Source organism: Kitasatospora sp. NPDC058406 (genome assembly GCF_042722765.1).
In the GTDB taxonomy this organism is placed as follows: Bacteria; Actinomycetota; Actinomycetes; order Streptomycetales; family Streptomycetaceae; genus Kitasatospora.
The window spans coordinates 1-26,294 of record NZ_JBHXKE010000128.1; the positions used below are offsets into that span (position 1 = coordinate 1).

Consider the following 26,294-nt stretch of genomic DNA (forward strand, 5'->3'; position numbering starts at 1 on the left):
GTCGACCGGCCGGCCCTGTCGATCGGCCGACCCGTCCGGTCAGCCCGCCCGTCCGGTCAGCCCGCCTTGTTGATCAGCTGGTCGATCGCGGCGTCGGCCTCCTTGGCGGCCTGGTCCACCGACTTGCCCTTGAGGATCGCGGTCAGCATGTCCGGCAGGATCTTCTGCTTCTCCACCGCGCCCCAGCCGGGGGCCAGCGGGGTGAACCAGGCGTCCGGCACGGCGTTGGCCGCGGCGGCGGTGGCCGGCTTGTTCTTCAGCGGGTTCAGCTGGGTGAGGTTGTTCGGCAGGATGTCCTTGTCGGCGAGCGCCTGCTGGGACTTGGTGCTGGTGAACATCCGGACCCAGTCGGCGGCCAGCGCCGCCGAGGGCGACTTGGACGTGACGGCGAGGGCCGAGCCGCCGATGAAGGTCGGCAGCGGCTTGCCGCCCGGGCCGGGCATGGTGGCCACCTTGACGGCGTCCTTCAGGCTCGGGTCGCCGGTGACCGGCGCGGTGACGCTGGCGGACTCGAAGCCGTTGCCGTAGAACGCCGCCGCGTGGCCGCGGGCCATCGACTCGAACTGGTTCTGCTCGTTCACCGCGAGGTCGCCCTTGTTGTACTTGCGCACCAGGTCGACGAAGTGGGTGATGCCCTGCTGGGACTTGGGGTCGCTCAGGGTGCCGTGCCAGTTGCCCGCGCTGTCGAACCGGGCGATGGCGCCGCCGTACGCGGAGACGTAGCTCATCGCGGCGTACCAGTACGGGCCCGGCAGGTAGAGCGACGAGTAGGTGCGGTCGGCCTTGTTCTTGTCGGCGACCTTGTCCAGCGCCGTGCGCAGCTCTTCCTCGGTCTTCGGGAACTCGGCGTTGCCGGTGGCCTGCTGGAAGGCGGCCGAGTTGTAGATGGCGACCCGGGCGCCCGCGTAGTACGGCACGCACCAGAGCTTGTCCTGGTAGGTGCAGGTGTTGGCGAGCGCCTTGATCCAGGAGTCGGAGTTGTCGAACGTGTTCCGCTCCACCGGGGCCAGCGCGCCGGACAGCACGTACTTCATGGTCTCGGTGTTGCCGAGCTCCACGACGTCCGGGGCGGTGCCGTCGGCGAGCGCCTTGTCCAGCTTCGTCACCTTGTCGGCCCAACCCTGGTAGGCGAGCTTCAGGGTGACGTTGGGGTACTTGGCGGCGAAGTCGTCGTTCACCCGCTGGACGAGGTCCGGCCAGCTCTTCTGGGCGTCGTCCATCAGCCAGACGGTGACGGAGCCGGTTGCGGTCTTCGGGTCCGTCGAGGCGTTCTTGGCGTCGCTTGACGCGGAGCCGCCCGACGAACAAGCCGTCAGTCCGACCGCGAGCGCCATGATTCCGGCCGTAGCCATGAGCCGACGCATCTTCACGCCATCCTCCGAGGGTGTTAGAGCCTGTGCCCGCCGGCAGCGTGGTGGCGCCCGCCGGGACGGTGTCCGGGGAGGGGCGGCGAAGAGCTTAGGGGTGGGCCTATACCACATCCGGTGAAATTGAAATTCGAACCGGATGAACTGGAGCCTGGCCTAGACCACTGACGGTGTCAACGCCAAATGGCCTGGCAGCCAGGGCCGTTGCAGACCTGTTGTACCGCGTGGCGATCAGTGGCCCCACCGTTACCCTAAGTAGAACTTAAGGGTGCCTTAAGGAGGATTTGAGGGAACACTGTCAGGTTGCGACATCGCAGGTCAACGGGGGGAAACGGCAGCGGGCCCGCCATGCGACATGCGCATGACGGGCCCGCTGGGCGCGTGCCTCCCGGCACCCTGTGTCACGGCCCGGCCGGGACTCCCCGGCCGGAGATCGGACGGTCTCAGCCGACCGCCCCCGGCTGCCCGGTGAGCACCTCCACGGCCGCCAGCCCGCAGACCCGGGCGGCACCGTGGGTGGCGATGTGCAGCGCACCGACCGGCTCGGACTGCGGCAGGCCCATCTCGACCACCGCGGCGTCCGGGCGGGCCGCCACCAGGCGGGCCAGCGCGGCGGACATCCACTCGTGCCGGTGGACGTCCCGGACCACCAGCACCAGGCGGCGGCCCTCGGCGCCGGCCAGCACCTCCGCCACCACCGTGTCCAGCACCGCCGGCTCGGCGGTCTCCGGGCCGACCTCGCGGGTCCGGGTGCCGGGGAAGCGGTCGGCCAGCATGCCGGCCACGCCCCACGGGGTGACGTCGCCGACCGCGATGTTCGGCTCGGCGGAGAACGAGGCCACGTACGGGCGCTCGGTCACCGGCAGGACCTCCCGGCCCGGCGCGCGGACCACGCGCAGCGCCCGGCGGGCCGCCCGCAGGCCGACCGCCAGGTCCGCCTCCGGCCGCTCGCCCTGGGCCGCGATCCGGCCCCAGCTGCCGAGCGCCCGCACCCGGGCGGCCGCGTCCGCGAGCCGCTCCTCGGCGAGCTTGCCGGACTGCACGCCCGCCACGATGGCGTCGCGCAGCATCAGCACGGTCGCCTCGTCGGCCAGGCCGCCGCCCACGCAGATCGCGTCCGCGCCGGCCGCCAGGGCGAGCACGGTGCCGTCGCCCATGCCGAAGGTGTCGGCGATGGCACCCATCTCGATGGCGTCGCTGACGATCAGGCCCTGGTAGCCGAGGCCGCCGTCCTCCGGGGCCGCGCGCAGCAGGTCGCGCAGCACCAGCGGGCTGAGCGTGGCGGGCAGCTTCGGGTCGAGCGCCGGGATCATGATGTGGGCCGTCATCACGGCCTTGGTCCCGGCGGCGATCGCGGCCTGGAACGGGATCAGGTCGCGGGCGCGCAGCACGTCCAGGTCGACGTCGATGACCGGCAGGCCGTGGTGCGAGTCGACCGCGGTGTCGCCGTGCCCCGGGAAGTGCTTGGAGCAGGCCGCGACACCGGCCGACTGCAGGCCCTCCACCCAGGCGGCGGTGTGCCGGGCGCACAGCTCCGGGTCGGCGCCGAACGAGCGGACGCCGATCACCGGGTTGCGCGGGTTGGAGTTGACGTCCGCGGTGGGCGCCCAGTTGTAGTTGACGCCGGCGGCGGCCAGGGCCCGGCCCAGCTCGCGGGCGACGTCCCTGGTCAGCGCCGGGTCGTCGATCGCGCCGAGCGCGAGGTTGCCGGGCCAGGACGAGCCGGAGCCCGCCTCCAGCCGGGTGACGTCGCCGCTCTCCTCGTCGATGGCGATCAGCAGGTCGGGGTTCTCGGCCCGCAGCGCCCCGGTGAGGGCGGCGAGCTGGTCGAGGTCGGCCACGTTGCGGTCGAACAGCGCGACCGAGCCCAGACCGGCCGCCAGGTGGCGGCGCAGCCACTCCGGTGGCTCGGTGCCGACGAAGCCGGGCTGGAGGACGGTCAGCGCGTCGCGGTGCAGCTGGTCGGAGGCCGGGAGGGTGGGTACGAGGATGCTCATGGCGGGATCAGCCCTTCACGGCGCCGTCGGTGAGGCCACCGACCGCCTTGCGCTGCAGGAAGACGAACAGGATCAGCACCGGCAGGGCGAACAGCGTCGAGGCGGCCATGGTGGCGCCCCAGTCGGTGCCGAAGTTGGTCTGGAAGGAGGACAGCCACAGCGGCAGCGTCTGGCCCTCGGTCTTGTTGAGGATCAGGACCAGGGGGAACTCGTTCCAGGCCGTGATGAAGCCGAACAGCGAGGTGGACATCAGGCCCGGCGCCAGCAGCGGGAAGATCACCTTCACGAAGGCCTGGGTCCGGGTGCAGCCGTCCACCATGGCCGACTCCTCCAGTTCCTTCGGCACCGCCGCGATGAATCCGCGGAGCGTGAAGATGGTGAAGGGCAGCACCATCATCATGTAGAAGGCGGTGAGCGGGACGAGGCTGTTCAGCATCTCGTTGTCGCGGGAGATCAGGTAGACCGCGATGGTCATGACCTCCCAGGGCGCCATCTGGGCCGCCATGACGACCAGCACGAAGCCCTTGCGGCCGCGGAACTTCATCCGGGCGATGGCGAAGGCCGCCAGGGTGGCGATCACCAGCGAGAGCAGCACCGCGAGGATCGTGACGATGAAGCTGTTGGCGGTGTACGTCCAGAACTTCGGCGCGTCGATGGCGGTCTTGAAGTGGTCGAAGGTCGCGTTGAGCGGCAGGAACACCGGCGTCTTGCTGACGATGTCCTTGTCCGGCTTGAACGCCGTGACGATCATCCAGTAGACGGGGAACACGAAGAAGACGAAGAGGACGACCGCGATCACGTTCGGCCAGGTGCGTCCGATGAGCGAGCGCCTCACAGCTCGTCCTCCTGCTTCAGAATGATGCGGAAGTAGTACGCCATGAGCGCACCCAGCATCAGGATGGTGAGGACCGCGATCGCGGAACCGGTGCCGTAGTGCTGGCGGCCGGTGCCCTCCAGGAAGGCGTGGATCGGCAGGGTCCGGGTGAGCCCGTCGGGACCGCCGGCCTTGATCGCGTAGATCTGCGTGAAGGCCTTGAAGATCCAGATGACCTCGAGGAAGGTCGTGGCGAGGAAGAACGGCTTGAGGTTCGGGAAGACCACCGAGGTGAAGATCTTGACCGCGCCGGCGCCGTCCATCCGGGCAGCCTCGTAGAGCTCCTTGGGGATGGTCGTCAGGGCCGCGTACATGTTGAACGCGACGAACGGGATCGAGCCCCAGACGAGCAGCAGGAGGATCACGAAGAACGTCGAGTACTGGCTGCCGGTCCAGTTGAAGGTGGCCATCGAGTGCCAGCCCAGGGTGTCCAGGAACCAGTTCACGACACCGAACCGGGTCTCGAACAGCCAGGTGTAGACGGTGGTCGCGGCGACCACCGGCATCGCCCAGGCGAGCAGCAGACCGATCGACAGCAGCAGCCGCATCTTCTTGCCGAGCCGGTTGAGCAGCAGACCGACCAGCGAACCGCCCACCATGATCAGGAAGACGTTGAGCGCGGTGAAGGCGACGCTCCGGCCCGCGACCGACCAGAACTCGGGGTCGCTGAGCTGCTCGGTGTAGTTCTCGAAGCCGTTCCACTCGGTCAGGTGCTGGACGAGCTGGCGCGCGTTCAGGTTCTGGAACGAGACCAGGACGGTCTTCAGCAGGGGCCAGCCGAGCAGGGCCAGGGTGGCCACGGTGGCGGGCAGGAGCAGCAGGTACGGCGCGAACCGGGAGCCGAAGCTCGGACCGTCCGCCGGTCTGGCGCTCTTCTTCGGGGTGCCGGCGCCGCCACCGCGGTGGGCGCTCGTCTCAGTAGTGGCCACAGCAGCCTTCCCCGATGCCGGGGACTGTGTCTGCACCCGCTCCGAATGCACAGCCATCGTTCTCTCTTCCTGACAACCTGACCACGACGGACAGGCGTCGCCCACCGGCTCCCCGCCGGGAGTCGGTGAGCGACGCCGCTCGACTGTTACTGCTTGGCGTTCAGACGCTTGGCGATCTCGTCGTCGGCCTTCTTGGCCGCCGCCGCGTAGTCACCGGTCAGAGCGTTGGTCAGGAACTCCTTGATCGGGTTCGGCTCGTTCTCGACGGCCGCCCAGTTCGGCGTGGTCGGGGTGATGCCACCCACGACGGCCGCGTCCTTGGCGGCGGTGGCGAAGTCACCGACGACCTTGTCGTTGAGCGCCTTCTTGTTCGGGATGAGACCCGCCGCGGCGACCAGGCCCTCGTTCTTGTCGTTCAGGGCGACGGCCAGGAAGTCCTTGGCCATCTCGGAGTTCTTGCTCGCCTGGGCGATGGCCAGGTTCGAGCCGCCGAGGAACACGCCGGAGGGCTTGTCGGCGGTCTTGCCCGGGAGCGGGAAGAAGCCGATCTTGTCCTTCGGGATGGCCTTCTCGTCCGGGAGCTCCCAGCCGAGGCCGATGATCGAGCCGACGTCGCCCTTGCCGAAGACGTCCTTCTGCTGCGGCTTGGCCTCGTCCTTGTCCTTGGCGCCGGTGACCGACTTGCCCTGGATGGTCTTGTAGGTCTCGAAGGCCTTCTGCGCCTCGGGGGACGACAGGCCGCCGACCCACTTGTCGCCGTCCTTCTTCGCCAGCTTGCCACCCTCGGTGGTGAGCAGACCGAAGTAGACGTACCACTCCTGGCCCGGCATGTACAGCGGGTCGGCGACACCGGGGGTGGCCTTGAGCTTGTCCAGCGCGGCGTAGAACTCGTCCAGGGTCTTCGGGGTGGCGGTCAGACCGGCCTTGGCCCAGAGGTCCTTGTTGTACGCGACGACGCGGTTGGTGACGTACCACGGGGCGGCGTACTGCTTGCCGTCCAGGATCGCCGACTCGCTCTGGTTGGCGGCCCAGTCGGCACCGCCGATGGCGGCCTTGTCCTTGGTGATGTCCAGCAGGCCACCGGTGGCGGCGTACCCGGCGGTCTGGGTGTTGCCGACCTCCAGGACGTCGACGGAGCCCTCGGAGAGCGCGGCGGTGACCTTGGGGCCGATGCCGGTCCACTCCTGGACCTGGAACTCGACCTTGGAGCCCGCGTACTTGGACTCGAACTCGGTCTTCACCGAGTCCTCCCAGCCCTTGGGGGCCGAGCCACTCATCAGCCAGACCTTGAGCGTCTTGCCGCTGTAGTCCTTCTTGCCATCGGCCGCGGTGGACGAACCGGTCTTGGTGTCGTCCTTCTTCGCGTCCGAGCCACAAGCCGCGAGACCAACAACCATGGCCGCGACGCCGACTGCCGCAATGAGCTGACGCTTCACGCCATCCTCCTGAGGGATGCCTGGGTTACCCCCGTCGGGTGGCTGCGGCGGACCCACACAATGCGGGAGGAAAGGTGCCGCGGACCCCAGCGAACGGGTGGGGGGATTCATAGTGACCGGCCTAGTGGTGTAGACCAGATGCCTGGAGCTTGGCCTAGACCAATGGGCCTGTCAACGGCTGTTCGACCGATCAGGACCACCCGTTATCAAGCCGACACCGCACATCGTTCATCGCGTGATGAGGTATTCGTTCCGTAGCCATACATGCAACGATGTGAGTTGTTAATGATGCGGCGGGGCCCCCAAAAGCCCCGCGAGAAGCGGGAGACAGGTCCGATGAGCAGCGACGGGGGCAGCACGGCCCAGGTCAACGACCCCCAGGTGAAGAACCTACCGACGCAGGGCGGCGCAGACCCGACGGCCCGGGTGCCCAAGTACTACGGCCTCAAGCGCCACCTGCTGCAGCTCACCGAGACCCAGCCCGCGGGGACCCCGGTTCCGCCCGAACGGGCACTGGCGGCTCAGTTCGACACCTCCCGCACCACCGTCCGGCAGGCCCTCCAGGAGCTGGTCGTCGAGGGCCGGCTGGAGCGCATCCAGGGCAAGGGCACCTTCGTCGCCAAGCCCAAGGTGGCGCAGGCCCTCCAGCTCACCTCCTACACCGAGGACATGCGCGCCCAGGGCCTGGAGCCCACCTCCCGGCTGATCGAGATCGGCTACATCACCGCCGACGACCGGCTGGCCCCGCTGCTGGACATCAAGCCCGGCGGCCGGGTGCTGCGGATCGAGCGCCTCCGGCTGGCCAACGGCGACCCGATGGCCATCGAGGTCGCCCACCTCTCCGCCAAGCGCTTCCCCGCCCTGCGCCGCAACCTGGCCAAGCACAACTCGCTGTACACGGCCCTGCGCGAGGTGTACGGCGTCACCGTGGCCGAGGCCGAGGAGACCATCGAGACCACCCTCGCCGACCCGCGCGAGGCCGGACTGCTCGGCTCCGACCTCGGCCTGCCGATGCTCCAGCTCGCCCGGCACTCCTTCGACGCCGAGGGCAACCCGGTGGAGTGGGTCCGCTCGATCTACCGCGGTGACCGCTACAAGTTCATCACCCGCCTCAAGCGGCCGGAGCTGCCCGAGTAGCCGCACCCCTCCTCCGTGCTTCCGGGCATCGGCGTGCACTCCCCGCACACGCCGGTGCCCGTTCCGTTTGCCCGGCGCGCGTACCCCTCCTCCGCGCCCGTCCGCCTACCGGCGCGCGTTCCACTGACCAGGCGTGCGGGGCACCCACCCGGCGTGCGCACCACCGGGGTGGCGCGCACATCGCCCGGATGGCGGGAAGTTGCGCGAACCCAGTGACACGGGTCACTCCATGCTCTAGATTCCGCATCCGTACTGACTGTCGATCACCACTGGTGCTGCTCGGCGGACCCGCGGGGGGTGTGCGACTCCTCGGGGTTGCGGCGCCGACGAGGTGAAACCCTCCGAAGCGGAGCCGAACCATGTCGTCAGACCTCGATACCGACCAACCTGTCATGCCCGAGCCAGAAGGCCCCCCGGACCTCCCGGCGGTCACCCCCGAGCGGGTGCTGGCCGCGCTCGCCCTGCTGGTGCCGATCGTCGCGATGCTCTGGGTGGGCTCGTACGACAAGCTCGACCCCGAAGCCGGCGGAGTCCCCTTCTTCTACTGGTACCAGTTGCTCTGGGTCCCGGTCTCGGCCGTCTTCACGGTCGCGGCCTACCTGCTGATCAACCGGGACGAGAAGGCCCGCCGGGCCGACCGGAAGGCGGGTGGCGCCCGATGAACGGGGTCAACGTGCCCGCGCTGGCGGTCTTCGTCCTCTTCTTCGCGCTGGTCACCGTGATGGGCTTCCTCGCCTCCCGGTGGCGCCGCGCCGACAACGCGCTCCACCTCGACGAGTGGGGCCTCGGCGGGCGCAGCTTCGGGACCTGGGTCACCTGGTTCCTGCTCGGCGGCGACCTCTACACCGCGTACACCTTCGTCGCCGTCCCGGCCGCCGTCTACGCGACCGGCGCGGCGGGCTTCTTCGCCGTGCCGTACACGATCGTCGCCTACCCGCTGGTCTTCCTCTTCCTGCCCCGGCTCTGGTCGGTCTCCCGGGTCCACGGGTACGTCACGCCGGCCGACTTCGTCCGCGGGCGGTACGGCTCCAAGCCGCTCTCGCTGGTGGTCGCGCTCACCGGCATCCTCGCCACCATGCCGTACATCGCCCTCCAGCTGGTCGGCATCCAGGCGGTGCTGGACGTCCTGGGCGTGGGCGGCGGCGAGAACGCCAACTGGTTCGTCAAGGACCTGCCGCTGTTCATCGCCTTCGGCGTGCTGGCCGCGTACACCTACTCCTCCGGGCTGCGGGCCCCCGCGCTGATCGCCTTCGTCAAGGACGCCCTGATCTACGTCGTGATCATCGTCGCGGTGATCTACATCCCGATCCGGCTCGGCGGCTTCGGTCACATCTTCGACGTGGCGGGCGAGAAGTTCGCCGCGCCGAAGGCGACCGGCTCGCTCACCGTGCCGGAGAACAAGCAGTGGACGTACGCGACGCTGGCGCTCGGCTCCGCGATGGCGCTGTTCATGTACCCGCACTCGGTGACCGGCGTGCTGGCCTCCAAGTCCCGCAACACCGTCCGCCGGAACATGGCGATCATGCCCGCCTACTCGCTGATGCTGGGGCTGCTCGCGCTGCTGGGGTTCATGGCGATCGCGGCCGGGGTCGGCAAGGGCGACAAGACATTCAACACCCAGCTGTCGGTGCCGCAGCTGTTCGAGAACATGTTCCCGGACTGGTTCACCGGCGTCGCCTTCGCGGCGATCGGGATCGGCGCGCTCGTGCCGGCCGCCATCATGTCGATCGCGGCGGCCAACCTCTTCACCCGCAACGTCTACAAGGAGTACCTGAAGCCCGACGCCACTCCCGCCGACGAGACCCGGGTGGCCAAGTTCGTCTCGCTGCTGGTGAAGGTCGGCGCGCTGGTGTTCGTGCTCGGCATGGACAAGCAGGCCGCGATCAACCTGCAGCTGCTCGGCGGCCTCTGGATCCTGCAGACCTTCGTCGCGATCGTCGGCGGCCTGTTCACCCGCTGGTTCCACCACTGGGCGCTACTGGCGGGCTGGGCGGCCGGCATGGTCTACGGCACCTGGAAGGCGTACAGCATCGCCAGCCCGGCCACCAAGCACTTCGGCGGCAACTCGGCCGAGATCCCCGGCATCGGCGAGATCGGCTACATCGGGCTCACCGCCTTCGTGCTCAACCTGCTGGTCTCGGTCGCGCTCACCCTGGCGCTGCGGGCCGCCAAGGCCCCGGAGAGCCCGGACGAGACCCGGCCGGCCGACTACGGCGCCGAGAGCGGCGACGAGGAGCCGAGGAACGCGCCGGAGCCCGTGACGGCGCACTGACGCACCCCGTGCGCGCCCTGTGATCGCGCCGTCTCCTCCGTCAACACTGGAGAGGCGGCGCGATCATATGTATGAACAGCCGCACGGACAGGGCACCAACAGGGCACCACCAGACCGGACCGGAACCGGCCGGCAACTGACCGACCCACGGGGAGCAGCGGCGATGGCAGAACTCGGCACCACGCTCAACGGTCAACACCTCTCCACCACCACCCACCCACCCGGCGCGACGGCCACCGGCCTGCCGTCCGTCCTGATCGCCACCCGCCACGGCGAGTCCACCGCCAACGTCGAGTTCCAGCTCGCCGAGGCCGTCGGCGCGCTCAGCGTGCCGATCAGCTGCCGGGACGCGGACATCCCGCTCTCCCTCCACGGCCAGCAGCAGGCCCACGCCCTCGGCCGCTGGTGGGCCGGCCTGCCCAGCGCCGACCGCCCGCGCAGCGTCTGGTGCTCGCCGTACGTGCGCACCGCCGAGACCGCCCGGATCGCGCTCGCCCAGGCCGCCGGGCTCGGCGCCGTCCCGGTCTCCCTCGCCGTCCGCTACGACGAGCGGCTGCGCGACCGCGAACTCGGCATCCTGGAGATGCTGCCCAAGGCCGCCATCGAGGCCAAGCACCCCGAGGAGGCGGCCCGGCGGCGCAAGATGGGCGAGCTGTACTACCGCCCGCCCGGCGGGGAGTCCTGGGCGGACGTGGCGCTGCGGGTGCGCAGCGTGCTGCGCGACATCTGCGCCGAGGAGGCCGGCCGGCCCGTCCTGCTGGTCGCCCACGACTGCACCGTGCTGATGCTGAGGTACGCGCTGGACCGGCTCACCGAGGCGCAGCTGACCGCGCTGGAGCCGGTGCGGAACTGCTCCACCAGCCTCTGGCGGGCGGAGGGCGACCGGCTGCGGCCCGGGCACTGGAACGACACGGGGCACCTGGGCGACGGGGAGTGACCCCCGCGGCCCGGGCCTGAGCGGCGCCGGCCCGAGCGGCACCGGCCGGCGGGGCGCCCGGGCCGCTCAGGCCGGCGCGGGACGGCCGGGTACGGGACGGCCGGGTACGGGACGGCCGGGTACGGGGCCGCCCGCGCGGGCGGCCGGCACGGACGGCCCGGTGGCCCGGACGGCGGACGTCTCGGGCTCGGCGAAGCAGCGGCGGTACGCCAGCGGGGTGGTCCCCAGCCGGCGGCCGAAGTGGTGCCGCAGGGTGGCCGCGTTGCCGAAGCCGCAGCGGGCGGCGATCGCGTCCACCGGCTCCGTGGTCGACTCCAGCAGCCGCTGTGCGAGCAGCAGCCGCTGCCCGGTCAGCCAGCGGTGCGGGGTGGTGCCGGTCTCCTGCTGGAAGCGGCGGGCGAACGTGCGCGGCGACATGTGGACCCGGGCGGCCAGCTGCTCGACGGTCGACTCCCGGTCCAGGTGGTGACGCATCCAGTCGAGCAGCGGCGCGAGCGAGTCCCCGTCGTGCTCCGGCATCGGCCGGTTCACGAACTGCGCCTGGCCGCCCTCCCGGTGCGGGGCCACCACCATCCGCCGGGCGATCCCGCGGGCCACCTCGGCGCCCTGCATCCGGCGCACCAGGTGGAGGCAGGCGTCGATGCCGGCCGCCGTCCCGGCCGAGGTGATCACCGGGTCGTCGTCCACGTACAGGACGTCCGGCTCGACCGTGGTCAGCGGGAAGCGCGAGGCCAGCTCCGCCGTGTGCCGCCAGTGCGTGGTGGAGCGGCGGCCGTCGAGCAGGCCGGCGGCGCCGAGCACGAAGGCTCCGCTGCAGATGGAGAGCACCCGGGCGCCGCCCTCGACGGCCGCCCGGACCGCGTCCACCAGCGGAGCCGGGTACGCGGGGCGGACGCCGGTCGCGGTGACCACGACCAGGTCGGCCTCGGCGAGGCGCTCGGGGCCGTGCGGGACGTCGACGGAGAAGCCGGCGTGCGTCCGGTGCAGGCCGGGGCGGGCGCCCGCGATCGCGAAGTCGTACCCGGGCAGGCCGTCCGCGCTGCGGTCCAGGCCGAACACCTCGCAGGCGACACCGAGCTCGAAGGGGTGGAGCTCTTCGAGGACCACCGCGACCACGTTCTTGAGCATGCCCCCAGGATAGGACGACCGCTGGCAGTTTTTCGATGCATTAAGGCATTCCTGCCACTCGTAGGCGTCCGGCGACGCGAGCAGAGTGGAGTCATGGATTCCGACACCATCGCCAGCGCACTCGCCCTGGTCGGGGCCGTCGGCGGAATCGGCCTGCTCGGCGCCCTGATCGGACGCGAGGTGGCGCAGCAGGACGCCGCCGGACGCGACAACTGGCACCGCCCGGGCGGCTACCCCGTCGACCCCGCCCTGCCCGACCGGCTCTACGGCACCATGCCCGCCGCCTCCCTCCGCCCGTCCGCCGACCCCGCCACCGCCACCGCCCCCTCCGCTCCCCTCACTGCCACCGGAACCGCCGACACCACCGGCGACCGCGTCGGTCCGTCCACGGCCGACCCGGCGACCGGCGCCGGCAGCGGTTCCGGCACACTGACCGGATGGACATCGCCATCCGCCCGGCCCGCGCCGAGGACTTCGAGGACGCCGGCCGCATCACCGTCGAGGCCTTCGTCGGTGACGGGCACACCTCGCCCGAGAGCGACTACGTCCACCTCCTGCGCGACGCCGCCCGCCGGGCCCGGGAGGCCGAACTCCTCGTCGCGGTCGACGCGGCCGAAGGACGGGTGCTCGGCTGCGTGACCTTCGCGGTCGGCGGCACCGAGTGGGCCGACATCGCGACCCCCGAGGAGGGCGAGATCCGGATGCTCGCCACCTCGGCGGCCGCCCGCGGGCGGGGCGTCGGCGAGACCCTGGTCCGCGCGGCGCTCACCCGCAGCCGCGAGCTCGGCCTGGCCGGGATGGCCTTCTCCACCCGCCCGGAGATGACCACCGCCCACCGCATCTACCGGCGGGTCGGCTTCCGCCGGTCCCCGGACCGCGACTGGTCGCCGCACCCTGGCGTGGATCTGATGGTGTACAGCCTGGCGTTCTGACGCCCGGTCCGGCCCCGGTTCCGGGTGGCCGGCCGACGATCAACCGGGGTCTTTTGATATAAACCTCTGATCGAGACACCTCGCGGCAGCCCATCGATCGGGGGAGAACAACCCATGCACGACGGGCCCAGCCTCGGCGCGCCCTCGGCGGCGAGCGGACCCACGCTCCAGGACATGCGCGAGGCCCGGGGTATCCCGGCCCCGCGCGGCAGCCGGTACGCGGTACCGGCGCCCCCTCCGGAGCCGCCCCGCCCCCTCCCCCCGTCCGTGCGCTTCGCGTCGGTCGACGGCCTGCGCGGCCTCGCCATCGCCTCCGTGCTGCTCTACCACACCAACTGGTTCCAGAACGGCCTGTTCGGCGTGGACGCGTTCTTCGTCCTCTCCGGCTTCCTGGTCACCCTGGTGCTCATCCGCGAGCTGGACCGCACCGACCGGATCGCGCTCGGCGTCTTCTACCGCCGCCGTGCCAAGCGGCTGCTGCCCGGCCTGCTGGCCACCGTCTTCCTGGTGGTCGCGCTCTCCGCCCTGGTCAGCCCGCTCAAGGACGTCAAGGAGCTGCGCCCCCAGGCCCTGGCCGCCCTCGCCCAGGTGGCCAACTGGGCCCAGCTGGAGCGCGGGGACGCCTACTGGCAGCACTACGCGGGGATCGACCCGCTGGCCGCCATGTGGTCGCTCAGCATCACCGAGCAGTTCTACGTGGTCTGGCCGCTGCTGCTGCTGCTCATCCACGCGGTCTGCCGCCGCTCGCTCACCGCGACCGGGATCGCCACCGGCGTGCTGTTCGTCCTCTCCGCCGCCGTCGCCCCGCTGATGTGGAACGGCTCCAACGCCGACCGCCTCTACCTGGGCACCGAGACCCGCGCGGTCGGCTTCGCCGCCGGGGCCGCCGCCGCCTTCGTGGTCTACCTGCGGCTGCGGCGCAAGGCCGCGGACGGCGCCGGGGCCGGCCCGCGCACCCAGCGACGCTTCCGGGCCGCCTCCGGACCGGCCGGCACCGCGCTGCTCACCCTGCTGGGCACCGCCACGCTCGGCGGGCTGGTCGCGGCCAGCCTCACCGTCCACGACTACAAGCAGCCGTGGCTCTACCAGGGCGGCCTGGCCGCGGTGGCCGCGCTCTCGGCCGTCCTGGTCGCCTCGCTCTGCCACGACCGCGGCCCGCTGGTCCGGCTGCTCTCGCTGCCGCCGCTGCGGCTCACCGGCACCATCTCGTACAGCCTCTACCTGCTGCACCTGCCGGTCTACTGGATGCTCCAGCGGTTCGTCGACGACATCTCGCCGCCGATGCTGCTGGCGATCGGCGCACCGCTCTCCTGGGTGCTGGCCTGGCTGCTGCACACCGCGACCGAGCGGGTGCGGGTCATGCGCTGGCGGCCCTTCCCGACCGTCCCGATCCTCGCCGCCACCACCGCGGTCGCCACCGTCGGCGCCTGGTACCTGCCGGCCTGGGTCTCGTACGACATGCGCTCCGGCTCGGCGGGCCGGCCGCTGGTGCTCGCGCTGGGCGACTCCTTCTCGCAGGACCTCGCCACCGGCCTGTACCGGCACGGCGACCGCTTCCGGGTGGTCGACGGCGGGATCAGCGGCTGCGGCGTGTTCGGCGCGGAGAGGGTGCGCGGCACCTCGAAGGAGGAGTTCGACACCACCGACGAGTGCCGCGACCGCACCGGGCGCTGGGAGCGGGACCTGGGCCGGACCGGGGCGCAGGCGGTCGTGCTGCACCTCGGCTGGGACGCCGCCGAGCAGTACCTGGACGGCACCTGGCTCAACCCGTGCGACGAGTACTACCGCACCCGGTACGGCACCCAGCTCGCCGAGGCGGTCGGCCTGATCCGGCAGCGCGCGGGCGACGCCAAGGTGCTGCTGATGAACGAGCGGGTCGAGAACGGCGCGATCAACAAGACCTGGGGCACCTGCTACAACCAGCAGGTCGCCGAGTTCGTACGGGGCTCCGCCGGCACCGTCCAACTGCTCGACCTGAACGCCTTCTACTGCCCGGACGGCACCTGCCTCTGGAAGGACCGCGACGGCCACCTGGTCTCCCCCGCCACCGACGGCGTGCACCTGACGCCGGCCGGCATGCGGGTGGTCACGCCGTGGCTGGAGCAGCAGATCTCGGACGCGCTCGCCGGGGTGCGGGCCGACGGGCCCCCGCCCGCGACGCCGCAGGCCACCCCGGGGGGACAACCGGGCACTCCGGCCCCGGCACCCGCCCAGGCACCCGCCCAGACGGCGTCGCCGGCCGCCACCGGCCAGCCCACGCCCACCGGCCAGAGCACGCCGACGGGCCGGGCGACCGGGACGACCCAGCCGCCGGCGGCCGGGAAGCCGTCGACGAGCACGAGCCCGTCCGCCAAGCCCCAGCCCTAGCCCCAGCCCTAGCCGGGTCCTGCTAGGGCTTGCGCGTGGCCTGCGGGCTGCCCGGGGCCGATCCGCTCGGGGCAGGACTGCTCGGGGCCGGCGTGGTGGCACCCGGGGCCGGGCTCGCCGTCGTGCCCGGGGCGGCGGGCGCACTCGCGGCGGCGGTGCCATGGCCCTCGGGGGCCGCGGGCACCTCGTACGTCTGCGCGAAGCAGTCCCGGATCGCCTTCTCCGAGGCCGGCCGGCCGGCGAAGTCCATCCGCGGGGTGTCCTCGGTGGTCGGCAGGGTCGGGTCGATGCCGAAGTACAGCGACCAGAAGTACACCCCGGCGAGCTTCCGCTCCCGGGCGACCTGGCAGACCGCGGTGAACCAGGTCGCCTGCACGGGCTCGTTCAGCTCGCGCCTGGTGTAGAAGTCACCGGGCGTCTTGTACGCGCCCTTCTGCGCCGGGATGCCGACCTCGGTCAGCTTGGTGGTCGGCTGCACGCCCTTGCCGCGCTTGTCCAGCCAGGTGTTCCAGCTGGCCACCAGGTCCGCCGCGGAGGCGTCGTCCCCCGCCGACTTGGCCGGGAAGTAGGCGTCGACGCCGGTCTGCTCCACCGGCACCGGGATCGCGCCCTTGGACCAGTTGTCCCAGTTGGCGTCGTAGGCCAGCTCGCCGCGGAAGGTCTTCCGCGCCTGCTCCACCAGCCCGGCCCAGTGCGGGTCGCTCTCCAGCGAGTTGAACTCGGTGCCGATGGTGAACTCGGCCGCGCCGTGGTCCTGGGCGGTCTTCAGGTACGGCGTCAGGAAGGCGGCGTAGCTGGCGAACCAGGCGTCCCGGTCGGCCGGGGCGATGTTGCCGCGCCAGTTCCCGGTGGTGGTGTACTTGAGCGCCTCCTCGTCCAGGAGCGGCCGGACGGTGGTGCGCAGGCCCGCGCGGTGCGCGGCGTCCAGCAGCAGGGCCAGCCGGTCCGGGCCGGGCGTGGTCGGCCGGGCCGCGACCGCGTTGGCCCTGGCACCCACCGTGTAGTACGGGAACGTCACCGAGAGCGCGTTGGCGTTGAGCCCGACCACGTAGTCGACGATGCGGTCGACCTTGCCCCGGACGAAGTTCTCCGGGTCGTTCGGGTCGTCCAGCCAGTACACCTGGACGCCCCACTCGGGGCTGCCCTCGGTCCACGGCCGGACCACCTTGGGGCCGGTGTCCACTGGCTCCTGCGGCGTGTCCTTCCCGAAGCCCCAGACGCGGCCCTGCTCCTCCGCGACGCCGGCGAAGTGCACTTCGGTCGGCCGCCGGTGGTCGAACTTGACCGGGTGGTCCCCGAACAGGATCGGGACGCCCACGGTGATGCCGAGCACGGCGGTCGGCAGGATGAAGATGACGAAACGTTTCATGGCTCTGGCAGCAGTCCCGTGTGATCCGTCAGGCCGGCTTGGCGATGACGACGAACTTGTTCTCCTCGCGGCGCAGGAACTTGATCAGCCCCCGCAGACCGCCCCAGCCCTCCAGGAAGGAGAAGAGCGGGATGGCCGCGACCACCACGATCGGCTCCCACCACTTGCGCCGGTGGTTGGCCGAAGCGACCACGTTCAGCCGCAGGCCCTCCCAGTACGTCCAGATCACGTAGGCGAAGTTGATCGACCAGACCAGCACCACCGACTGGGTCACCGGCGAGGTGTTCATCGTCCCGGTGAACCACGCGACCAGCAGCACCAGACCGACGTGCTGCAGCGGGCCGAGCACCCAGCTGACCATGCCCATCCCGATGAACAGCCGGAACCGCAGCGGGATGGACTTGTTGAAGCAGAGCGCCACCAGGCCCCAGGCCCAGCGCTCGCGCTGCTTGAGGAAGTCCTTGACCCCGGCCGGCGACGCCCCGTAGCAGCGGCCGTTGAACCAGTCGCTGCGGCCCGGGTAGCGCAGGCAGAAGTTGAGCGCCATCTGGGCGTCCTCGACGATGGTCTTCGGGCCGAAGTCCCAGCCGATGGTGGCCTCGACCGAGGACCGCACCAGCAGCAGCTCGCCGTGCACGCCGGCGATGGGGGTGCCGGTGCCGGTCATCGCGCGGAACCGGGCGATGTCGTCGGCCGGGCGGATCGCGTCGGCGAGCCAGGTGAAGGTGGAGACGGCGTTCTCGCGGGGGTACGTCAGGATGCCCTGCGCCATGTGCTTGGCGTCGTCCCCGGCCCGGCGCTGCCGGTTGATGAACTGGGCCACCGCGGCGGCGGTGTCCGGCCCGACACCGGTGTCGTCGTCCATGTGCAGCACCCAGACGTCGTCCTCGGCCTCGCCCTCGTCGATCCGCAGTTCGTGCGAGTAGTGGTTGGCGCGGGCCTTGAACTTGGTGCCGTTCGGCGTCTCGTACGCCTTCGGGACGGTCACCACCCGGATCAGCGGGTGCCGGGCGGCCAGGTCGTCGATCTTCTCGCCGGCCGCGCAGCCCTCCTCGGTGAGGATGTCCACCCGCATCCACGGGAAGTAGACCGGCAGGTGTTCGACGTACGAGAGGACCGAGCGCTCCAGCGCCGGGTAGGTGTCGTGCCGGCCGATGGTCGGTACCAGCACGATCAGGTAGTCGTCGTCGACCGGCACCGGCGGGGTCATCCGCCCGGCCTTGCGGATCCGGCGGCGCACCATCAGCACGCCCTGGAACCCGATCAGCACGCCGAACACCGGCATGCCCCAGAGGATCGTGATCACCCAGCCGAGCGGGGTCGGGTTGGGCACGTAGGCCCAGGTCGAGAAGCCGAAGATGACCAGGAACGAGAGGTAGAAGGGGACGACCCGGGGCTTCCACGACATCTGCCGGTCGGCGAGCCTGGCCGCCTCGCGGGACGTGGTCAGGACCGTCCGCACCGGTGTTGCTGAGGTCATGGTGAAAGGGGTTCCTCGTCGTCTTCGGCTGAGCGTTCATCCGTCCGGCCCAACGGCCGGAGCATCCAGCAGGCTACCCCGGGTAGGGCGGGGTGTCCTGGGGAGGCCGGACCTGACCGGGCGCCATCGGGCCCGGCGTGACCGGTCCGGGCGCCACCGGCGGGGCCGGCCAGGGCTGCTGAGGGGCCGCCGGACCGGACGCGTACGGCTGGGGCTGGGGCTGGGGCTGGGGCTGGGGCCAGCCGGTCTGGGTCGGCTGCTCGTGCGGGTAGGGCTGGGGGTGCGCCTGCGGCTGGGGCTGCGCCTGCGGCTGGGGCTGGGGGTAGGGCTGGGCCTGCGGTGCCCAGGCGGCCGGCGCCTGCTGGGCATGCGGCTGGGCATGCTGGGCGTGCTGCTGGACCGGCCCGCCGAACGGCGGCTGCCCCGGGAACGTCTGCCCGGGGAACGGCGACTGCGCCGCCCACGGGCCGGGCGCCGGCTCCCGGCCGGTCTCCGGCCGCCGCAGCGAGCGGACCAGCAGCAGGACCAGCACCGCCGTCACCAGCACGCCGAGCCCGAAGGTCACCAGCTTCAGCCAGCCCTCGGTCGTCCCGGTGAACCAGCGGCGCTGCGGCTCGTCCAGCAGCGCACCCGTCAGGCTGCGCACCCGGTTGTAGCCCTCGACCAGCGCCACACCGACCGCCACCCCGCGCGCCCAGCCGTGCCCGCGCAGCAACAGGACGCCCGAGACCAGGTACAGCAGGCCGTAGTTGAGGCTGCCGGTCTCGGCGGTCACGGCGTCGCTGCCGTAGTAGAAGATGCCCTTGACGAAGGTGGCGACACCGGCCTGCCAGAAGCAGTTGTACGCCGCCCAGCCGAGCAGGACGGCTCCCCAGGCCACGGCGATGCCACCGGCCGGGCGGTCCGGACGCACCTGTGTCATCTCCCGTACCCCCGCCCGCCGGGTGTCCCCCGGCATCAGCCCGCTCGATTCCGGGCCACAGGATGCCACACGGGTCGGCGGCCCGGAATTCCGGGCGGCCCGGGGCCGCCGACTTGTTATCGAAGGCCGCGACCGCAGCCGGTGGCCCGGCCCGGCGCACCGCCGTCCGCCTCCCCGGCACCGGCACCGGCCCCGGCACCCGGGCCCCGGCCGCCGCCGACCGGTATCACCGCACGTGCAGGCCGCTCCAGTCCACGTTCGCCCCGAACGCCGCCGAACCGCCGGTGAGCGCCAGGGCGTCGTCGTAGGTGGCCTTGACGTCGGCGTTGGAGTTGCGCGGCTGGTCCGGGGTCAGGTTGTCCGCCGTCAGCGACTGCCCCCAGACCGTCCAGATCGTCCACGGGGTGCGCCGCAGGGTGTCCGACTGGCGGGAGTTGACCGGGACGGCGAAGGACTCGGCCAGGATCCGCGGCTTGCCGTACCCGGCCAGGCCGTCGTAGTAGCGCTTGGTCCACACCTCGCCGGTGCCGATCGGGCGCGCCGGGCTGCCGCTGTAGTCGTCCACCCCGACCAGGTCCACGTACTGCGCACCCGGGTAGTAGTTCCACGGGTCGACGCCCGGGGCGCCGTCCCAGGAGACCGGCGTCCAGGCGAACAGCAGGTTGTGCAGGCCCCGGGTCTCCACCAGGTAGTGGTAGGTGATCCGCCAGAGCGCCTGGTAGTCGGCCGGCTTCTGGCCGGACCACCAGAAGCCGCGGGCGCAGTCGGCCGCGTTCATCTCGTGGTACGGGCGCAGCAGCACCGGCACGTCGTGGGCGGCGAGGTACTCCAGGTGGTCGGCGAGGAAGGACAGGTCGGTCAGCAGCGCCCGGTACTCGGGGGTGCCGCCGGTGCTGTCCACGACCCGGCCGAACCAGCCCGGGTCGCCGGCCGCGGGCGAGGACGAGCAGAGCACCCGGTCGAAGGACTTGACGTCCGAACCCGGGTACGGCTGGTGGAAGGACATGCCGACCAGGCCGGCCGGGGCGCCGCCGTTGTCCGGCAGCTCGGTGGCGGTGCCGTCGCAGTTCTTCTGGACGCCGGCCGCGCCGTACGTACCGTCCGCCGCACGCGGGTGGCCGGACCAGACGGCGGCCATCAGGTCCACCGCGTCGTCGGTGTACTGCCAGCCGACCGCGCAGGCGGGCCAGCGCCCTTCGGAGTAGGAGCGCGGGTTGCCGACGCCCCAGCCGCTCTGGCCGTAACCGGGGCCGAGGTCGGTCTCGACGAAGCCGGGCAGCTTGCCGGTGATGTCGGCGGCCTTCTTGTAGTAGTAGCCGACCGGCTTGGTGCCCCGGTAGTCGCCGTACTCGGGGTTGTAGCGCTCGTTGTGCCCCTCGATGTGCTGGCCGATCACCGTGCCGCCGGAGCGGCCGGACCGGGCCGTGGCCTCCAGGTCGGCGAGCAGTTGCTGGACGGCCCGGGCGTTCGGCGAGGCCTGCGGATCACGGGCCAGCAGGTCGCGGCCGACCTCGGGGGGCAGGGCGCGGCCGGCGCCGTTGAGGGTGAGTTCGCTGCGTCCGGTCGGCCCGGCGGGGCCGGGCGGCGGCGGGGCGGAGCGGTCGTCCCGGCCGCCGAGCACCAGCGCGCCGGTGGCGAGCACGGCGGCGGACACGGCCAGGGCGGCCGGCTTGCCGTGCAACGGGCGGGGCAGGGCCACGGGGCACTCCTCCGGAGACCGGGGTCGGCCGGGGGGCCCGGCGGCGACGCCCGGGCCGCCACGACCGGACACGCGTACGACTGACAGCCCGCGAGCCTGCCACACTCCCCCGCGTCCCGGCGAGCGGGCACGCGGGGGACGGCCGGCCGGGCCGGCGGCGGGCGGTCAGCCCGCCGGGGCCGCCGGCGGGGCCGCGGGCGTCTTGGCCCGCTGGAGCAGCTGGTTCTTCACGTGCTCGCCGAAGCCCGTGGCGGCCGCGGTCGCGGCGGCGTCCGCGGTGTTGCCGCCCTTGGCGGAACCCTCGACGGTGAAGTAGGCGTAGCGTCCAAGGATGCTCTTGGTGTTGGTGCAGCCCGGAGTGGCGCAGAAGACCGGCGCCCCCGGGGCGGCGGCGCCCTTGAGGTGGCCGACGTAGTTCTTCAGGGCCGTCTCGGCCTGGATCTTGTGGTCGAAGACGGCGACGCCGAGCGTCACCGCGCTGTCGCCGGAGACGTAGGTGGCCCGGAGGACCTGGCGGCAGCCCTGGTCGCCGAGCGCCCGGCCGAGACCGCCGACCGTGGAGTTGCCGTCCCAGCAGGGCGAGTCGAGCGAGACGACGGTCCGGTTCCAGGTGGCGCCGTTGACGGTCACGGTGAGCGCCGAGAAGAGCGCCGCCGCGTCCTGCGGGGCCGGGTCGGTGGAGGCGTCCCAGAGCGGCTTCGACGGGTCGTCGGGGGTCGCGCTCGGAGTGGGGGTCGGCGTCGGGGTGGACGTCGGGGTCGGCTTGGCGGAACCGGTCGGAGACGGCGCCGGCTGCTGGGTGGCCCCGGTCGCGGTCGACGTGGGCCCGGCGATCGGCTTCTCGTCGCCGTCCTTGCCCAGCAGGAGCAGGCCGCCGGCGACGGCGCCGCCGATGATCAGGACGGCGACGGCCGCACCGATGATCTTCAACCGGGTCTTGCGCCGGTGCTCGGCCGCGTTGCGGTCGGCGAGCGCGGCCCAGTCCGGCTCGGTCTGCTGCGGCTGCTGCGGCGGCGGCAGGTGCTGCGGCTGCGGCTGCGGCTGCGGCGGATGCTGCCAGTGGTGCGAGGGCACCGGCATCGGCGGCTGGGGCTGCGGCGCCGGCTGGGGCTGCACCGGAGGCTGCGGCGCGGGCGGCTGAACAGGCGGCTGAACGGGCGGCGGCACCTGGATCGACTGCGGCGGCTGCGGCGCCGCGGGCGCCGGCGGCCGGGCCGGCGGCGGCGCGGGCGGTCCGTACGACGCCGGAGGCGGTCCGAAGCCGCCCGGTGCCGGCGGCACGGCCTGGCCGCCGGAGGGCTGCTGCCCCGGCGGCACCGGTCCGGGTCCACCCGGCTGCTGGTTCTGTGCGCCCCCCGCACCGGCGGGAGGGGCCGGCTGCTCCCCCGGCGAAGCGGGCTGTCCAGACCACTCCCCGGGCACGCCCGTTCCGTCGCTCATGAGGCGAGATCGTAGGGCATGGCCCTGACCGGCGACCGCCCCGGTCACCATTCCGTTTCCGAATCCTGACAAGCCCCGGGGCGTCCGGAACCCCGGCCCGCGCCCCTTCCCGGCTCCCGCCCCGGTACCAGCGGTCATCGCGCCAACACGCCGCGCTGCACAACATGTGGTGTCGCATCGAGAGAGCACCACTAGATGTATGCTCGACCCTGCTGTCGACGCAGGGGAACCCGGTGCGAGTCCGGGACTGCCCCGCAGCGGTGAGCGGCCGTCTCCCCATGGGAGCCCGCGAGTCCGAGTACCTGCCGACGGTGTGCGAGCGCCTCCCCGCAGAGGCCCCAGCACGAGCACCACCTTCCGGGCCTCGCGGGCGGGCCGGGGACGACACGCCGCGCGACGCCACGGGCGCCCGCGCCGTCCTCCCCTGCCCCGAACGGCCCGGCCCCCCGATCTACCGACGCCGATCGCCGCCAGGAGAGAGCGCCTTGACCACCGCTGCCTCAGTCACCCTGCCCGCCCAGGGTTCCAGCTCCGCCCCCGCCGACCGTACGGTCTCCGACCCCGGCGGCGCGCTCCTCCGCGTGCTGACCGACCGCAGCGTCGACCTCCCCCAGGTGGACCCGGGTCACGTCGCCGCCGCCGCGCTGCGCGGCCGCAACGCCGGCTCGGACTTCGCCGAGCTGCGCGGCCTGGCCATCGACGCCGCCGCGTCGATGATCGCCGAGGACCCGCAGTACTCGAAGCTGGCGGCCCGGCTGCTCGCGCTGGAGATCGTCGACGAGGCGGCGACCCAGGGCGTGGTCTCCTTCTCCACCTCGATCACCGTCGGCCACGCCGAGGGCCTGATCGGCGACACCACCGCCGCGTTCGTCGCCAAGCACACCGAGGCGCTGAACGCCCTGGTCGACCCGGCCGGCGACGACCGCTTCGAGTACTTCGGCCTGCGCACCGTGCAGTCCCGCTACCTGCTGCGTCACCCGATCACCCGCAAGGTCGTCGAGACCCCTCAGCACTTCCTGCTCCGCGTCGCCTGTGGCCTGGCGGTCGGCGACAACGAGCAGTCGGTGCGCGAGGTGGCCGAGCTGTACCGCCTGATGAGCCGGCTGGAGTACCTGACCTCCTCGCCGACCCTCTTCAACTCCGGCACCCGGCACCCGCAGATGTCCAGCTGCTACCTGCTGGACTCGCCGCTGGACAACCTGGACTCGATCTACTCGCGGTACGCCCAGATCGCCCGCCTCTCCAAGCACGCCGGCGGCATCGGCCTCTCCTACTCGCGGATCCGCTCGCGCGGCTCGCTGATCCGGGGCACCAACGGCAAGTCGAACGGCATCGTCCCGTTCCTGCGCACCCTCGACTCCTCGGTCGCCGCCGTCAACCAGGGCGGCCGTCGCAAGGGCGCGGCCTGCGTCTACCTGGAGACCTGGCACGCGGACATCGAGGAGTTCCTGGAGCTCCGCGACAACACCGGTGAGGAGGCGCGCCGCACCCACAACCTCAACCTCGCGCACTGGATCCCCGACGAGTTCATGCGCCGGGTCAACGCCAACGCCGACTGGTCGCTGTTCTCCCCGGCCGACGTCCCCGAGCTGGTCGACCTGTGGGGCGCCGACTTCGACGAGGCCTACCTCAAGGCCGAGCTGGCCGGCAAGGCCGTCCGCACCATCCCCGCGCAGACCCTGTACTCCCGGATGATGCGCACCCTCGCGCAGACCGGCAACGGCTGGATGACCTTCAAGGACGCGTCCAACCGCGCCGCCAACCAGACCGCGCTGCCCGGCCGCACCGTCCACTCCTCCAACCTCTGCACCGAGATCCTGGAGGTCACGGACGACTCCGAGACCGCCGTCTGCAACCTCGGCTCGGTCAACCTCGGCGCCCACGTCGCCGCCGGTGCCACCGCCGCCGACCTGCTGAACGCGATGGACTGGGAGCGTCTGGACGCGACCGTCCGCACCGCCGTGACGTTCCTCGACCGCGTGGTGGACATCAACTTCTACCCGACCCCCGAGGCCGGCGCCTCCAACTCCCGCTGGCGCCCGGTCGGCCTCGGCGTGATGGGCCTGCAGGACGTCTTCTTCCGGCTCCGCCTGGACTTCGACTCCGCCGAGGCCAAGCAGCTCTCCACGCTGATCGCCGAGCGCATCATGCTCACCGCGTACGAGCGCTCCGCCGACCTGGCCGAGCAGCTCGGCCGCCACGAGGCGTACGCGGAGACCCGCGCCGCCCGCGGCGAGCTGCACATCGACCACTTCCCGAGCGCCGCGCCCGAGTGGGCCGACCGCTGGGAGGCCCTGCGCACCCGCGTCGCCTCCACCGGCCTGCGCAACTCGCTGCTCCTGGCGATCGCCCCGACCGCGACGATCGCCTCGATCGCCGGCGTGTACGAGTGCATCGAGCCGCAGGTGTCCAACCTGTTCAAGCGCGAGACCCTCTCCGGCGAGTTCCTCCAGGTCAACCCGTACCTGGTGCGCGAGCTCAAGGAGCTGGGCGTCTGGGACCAGCAGACCCGGGACGCGCTGCGCGACGCCAACGGCTCGGTCCAGGAGCTCGGCTGGCTGCCCGCCGGGGTCCGCTCGCTGTACCGCACCGCCTGGGAGCTCCCGCAGCGCGCGCTGATCGACCTGGCCGCGGCCCGCATGCCGTACATCGACCAGAGCCAGTCGCTGAACCTGTTCATGGCCGCCCCGACCATCGGCAAGCTCAGCTCGATGTACGCGTACGCCTGGAAGGTCGGTCTGAAGACCACCTACTACCTGCGCTCGCGCCCGGCCACCCGGATCGCCCAGGCCGCCTCCGGCGCCGCCCGCACCGCCGCCCCGGTCCCGGCCGGTCCCGTCGCCGTCACCGTCGGCGCCCCGACCCTCACCCCGGAGGAGGAGGCCGCGCTGGCCTGCTCCCTGGAGAACCCCGAGTCCTGCGAGGCCTGCCAGTAATGTCCGACGCCCAGAAGATGCTGCTCGACCCCGGCTTCGAGCTGACCCTGCGCCCGATGCGCTACCCGTCGTTCTACGACCGGTACCGGGACGCGATCAAGAACACCTGGACCGTCGAGGAGGTGGACCTGCACTCCGACGTCGCCGACCTCGCCAAGCTGAGCGAGGGCGAGCGGCACATGATCGGCCGCCTGGTCGCCTTCTTCGCCACCGGTGACTCGATCGTCGCGAACAACGTGGTGCTGAGCCTCTACAAGCACATCAACTCCCCCGAGGCCCGGCTCTACCTGTCCCGGCAGCTGTTCGAGGAGGCCGTGCACGTCCAGTTCTACCTGACGCTGCTGGACACCTACCTGCCCGACCCCGAGGACCGCAACGCGGCCTTCGCCGCGGTGGAGAACATCCCCTCCATCCACCAGAAGGCCCAGTTCTGCTTCAAGTACATGAACGCGGTCGACCACATCGACTCGCTGCAGACCAAGGAGGACCGCCGCGCGTTCCTCCTGAACCTGATCTGCTTCGCGGCCTGCGTCGAGGGCCTGTTCTTCTACGGCGCCTTCGCGTACGTGTACTGGTTCCGCAGCCGCGGCCTGCTGCACGGCCTCGCCACCGGCACCAACTGGGTGTTCCGCGACGAGTCCATGCACATGGACTTCGCCATGTCGGTGGTGGACACCGTCCGCGCGGAGGAGCCCGACCTCTTCGACGAGAAGATGGCCCAGCAGGTCACCGAGATGCTGGAGGAGGCCGTCGAGGCCGAGCTCCAGTTCGCCCAGGACCTGTGCGGTGACGGCCTGCCCGGCATGAACACCGAGTCGATGCGCGAGTACCTGCAGGCCGTGGCCGACCAGCGGCTCGCCCGCCTGGGCCTGCCGGTCCGGTACGGCTCCACCAACCCGTTCGGGTTCATGGAGCTGCAGAACGTCCAGGAGCTGACCAACTTCTTCGAGCGCCGGGTCTCCGCCTACCAGGTCGCCGTCGAGGGCTCGGTCTCCTTCGACGACGAGTTCTAGGCCCCTCCCGGCCCCGGCCCGCCGGGGCCGACGCCCGCTGCCCCGTACGGAACCTCCGC

Annotated in this window: 19 protein-coding genes and 1 riboswitch; of the genes, 8 read left to right on the forward strand and 11 right to left on the reverse strand. The window is 71.8% G+C overall.

Annotated elements, in window-relative coordinates:
* Positions 1-56: 56 nt before the first annotated feature.
* From ACFWOG_RS23935 to ACFWOG_RS23955, 5 genes are all read right to left on the reverse strand, one after another.
* Complete coding sequence (locus ACFWOG_RS23935) at positions 57-1,352, reverse strand: extracellular solute-binding protein (protein ID WP_329883103.1); 1,296 nt, start codon at positions 1,350-1,352, stop codon at positions 57-59.
* 458 nt (positions 1,353-1,810) lie between these two features.
* Positions 1,811-3,364, reverse strand: a complete 1,554-nt coding sequence (locus ACFWOG_RS23940; protein WP_329883104.1) for a glycoside hydrolase family 3 protein — start codon at positions 3,362-3,364, stop codon at positions 1,811-1,813.
* 7 nt (positions 3,365-3,371) lie between these two features.
* On the reverse strand, positions 3,372-4,199 hold the full coding sequence (locus tag ACFWOG_RS23945; protein ID WP_329883105.1) for a carbohydrate ABC transporter permease: 828 nt from the start codon (positions 4,197-4,199) through the stop codon (positions 3,372-3,374).
* On the reverse strand, positions 4,196-5,224 hold the full coding sequence (locus tag ACFWOG_RS23950; RefSeq protein WP_355399385.1) for a sugar ABC transporter permease: 1,029 nt from the start codon (positions 5,222-5,224) through the stop codon (positions 4,196-4,198). Before ACFWOG_RS23950 ends, ACFWOG_RS23945 begins: the two co-directional genes overlap by 4 nt.
* 89 nt (positions 5,225-5,313) lie before the next feature.
* Positions 5,314-6,603, reverse strand: a complete 1,290-nt coding sequence (locus ACFWOG_RS23955) for an extracellular solute-binding protein (RefSeq protein ID WP_355399387.1) — start codon at positions 6,601-6,603, stop codon at positions 5,314-5,316.
* 336 nt (positions 6,604-6,939) lie between these two features.
* Here ACFWOG_RS23955 and ACFWOG_RS23960 point away from each other — a divergent pair, with 336 nt between their 5' ends.
* The 4 genes from ACFWOG_RS23960 to ACFWOG_RS23975 all read left to right on the forward strand — a co-directional run bounded on the left by ACFWOG_RS23960 (position 6,940) and on the right by ACFWOG_RS23975 (position 10,949).
* Entirely contained in the window at positions 6,940-7,740 is an 801-nt protein-coding gene (locus ACFWOG_RS23960; protein WP_329883108.1) for a GntR family transcriptional regulator, read from the forward strand.
* Positions 7,741-8,132: 392 nt separating this feature from the next.
* A complete protein-coding gene (locus ACFWOG_RS23965; protein ID WP_380360872.1) occupies positions 8,133-8,402 on the forward strand; it encodes a DUF3311 domain-containing protein in 270 nt (89 codons plus the stop codon).
* Positions 8,399-10,012, forward strand: a complete 1,614-nt coding sequence (gene mctP, locus ACFWOG_RS23970; protein WP_329883110.1) for a monocarboxylate uptake permease MctP — start codon at positions 8,399-8,401, stop codon at positions 10,010-10,012. The genes ACFWOG_RS23965 and mctP overlap by 4 nt, the downstream gene beginning before the upstream one ends.
* Before the next feature lie 163 nt (positions 10,013-10,175).
* Complete coding sequence (locus ACFWOG_RS23975; protein ID WP_380360874.1) at positions 10,176-10,949, forward strand: histidine phosphatase family protein; 774 nt, start codon at positions 10,176-10,178, stop codon at positions 10,947-10,949.
* Positions 10,950-11,015: 66 nt separating this feature from the next.
* Here the strand turns inward: ACFWOG_RS23975 and ACFWOG_RS23980 are convergent, their stop codons facing one another.
* A complete protein-coding gene (locus tag ACFWOG_RS23980) occupies positions 11,016-12,077 on the reverse strand; it encodes a helix-turn-helix domain-containing protein (RefSeq protein ID WP_380360876.1) in 1,062 nt (353 codons plus the stop codon).
* A 437-nt stretch (positions 12,078-12,514) separates the two neighbouring features.
* Here ACFWOG_RS23980 and ACFWOG_RS23985 point away from each other — a divergent pair, with 437 nt between their 5' ends.
* Positions 12,515-13,009: a GNAT family N-acetyltransferase gene (locus tag ACFWOG_RS23985; RefSeq protein ID WP_380360878.1), complete on the forward strand. Its 495-nt coding sequence runs from the start codon at positions 12,515-12,517 to the stop codon at positions 13,007-13,009.
* A 114-nt stretch (positions 13,010-13,123) separates the two neighbouring features.
* Positions 13,124-15,376: an acyltransferase family protein gene (locus ACFWOG_RS23990; RefSeq protein ID WP_380360880.1), complete on the forward strand. Its 2,253-nt coding sequence runs from the start codon at positions 13,124-13,126 to the stop codon at positions 15,374-15,376.
* Positions 15,377-15,398: 22 nt separating this feature from the next.
* On the opposite strand, the gene ACFWOG_RS23995 is transcribed toward ACFWOG_RS23990, so the two are convergent.
* The 5 genes from ACFWOG_RS23995 to ACFWOG_RS24015 all read right to left on the reverse strand — a co-directional run bounded on the left by ACFWOG_RS23995 (position 15,399) and on the right by ACFWOG_RS24015 (position 21,962).
* Positions 15,399-16,745: a glycoside hydrolase family 113 gene (locus ACFWOG_RS23995; protein ID WP_380360882.1), complete on the reverse strand. Its 1,347-nt coding sequence runs from the start codon at positions 16,743-16,745 to the stop codon at positions 15,399-15,401.
* A 28-nt stretch (positions 16,746-16,773) separates the two neighbouring features.
* Entirely contained in the window at positions 16,774-18,225 is a 1,452-nt protein-coding gene (locus tag ACFWOG_RS24000; RefSeq protein ID WP_329883116.1) for a glycosyltransferase family 2 protein, read from the reverse strand.
* 73 nt (positions 18,226-18,298) lie between these two features.
* A complete protein-coding gene (locus ACFWOG_RS24005; RefSeq protein WP_380360885.1) occupies positions 18,299-19,147 on the reverse strand; it encodes a hypothetical protein in 849 nt (282 codons plus the stop codon).
* 226 nt (positions 19,148-19,373) lie between these two features.
* Complete coding sequence (locus ACFWOG_RS24010; protein WP_380360887.1) at positions 19,374-20,846, reverse strand: glycoside hydrolase family 26 protein; 1,473 nt, start codon at positions 20,844-20,846, stop codon at positions 19,374-19,376.
* Positions 20,847-21,011: 165 nt separating this feature from the next.
* On the reverse strand, positions 21,012-21,962 hold the full coding sequence (locus tag ACFWOG_RS24015; RefSeq protein ID WP_380360888.1) for a hypothetical protein: 951 nt from the start codon (positions 21,960-21,962) through the stop codon (positions 21,012-21,014).
* A gap of 506 nt (positions 21,963-22,468) precedes the next feature.
* Positions 22,469-22,611: riboswitch (cobalamin riboswitch) on the forward strand.
* Positions 22,612-22,795: 184 nt separating this feature from the next.
* Between ACFWOG_RS24015 and ACFWOG_RS24020 the strand changes: the two genes are divergently transcribed.
* Positions 22,796-25,222, forward strand: a complete 2,427-nt coding sequence (locus ACFWOG_RS24020) for a ribonucleoside-diphosphate reductase subunit alpha (RefSeq protein ID WP_380360891.1) — start codon at positions 22,796-22,798, stop codon at positions 25,220-25,222.
* Complete coding sequence (locus ACFWOG_RS24025) at positions 25,222-26,235, forward strand: ribonucleotide-diphosphate reductase subunit beta (protein WP_329883120.1); 1,014 nt, start codon at positions 25,222-25,224, stop codon at positions 26,233-26,235. The genes ACFWOG_RS24020 and ACFWOG_RS24025 overlap by 1 nt, the downstream gene beginning before the upstream one ends.
* Positions 26,236-26,294 lie beyond the last annotated feature (59 nt).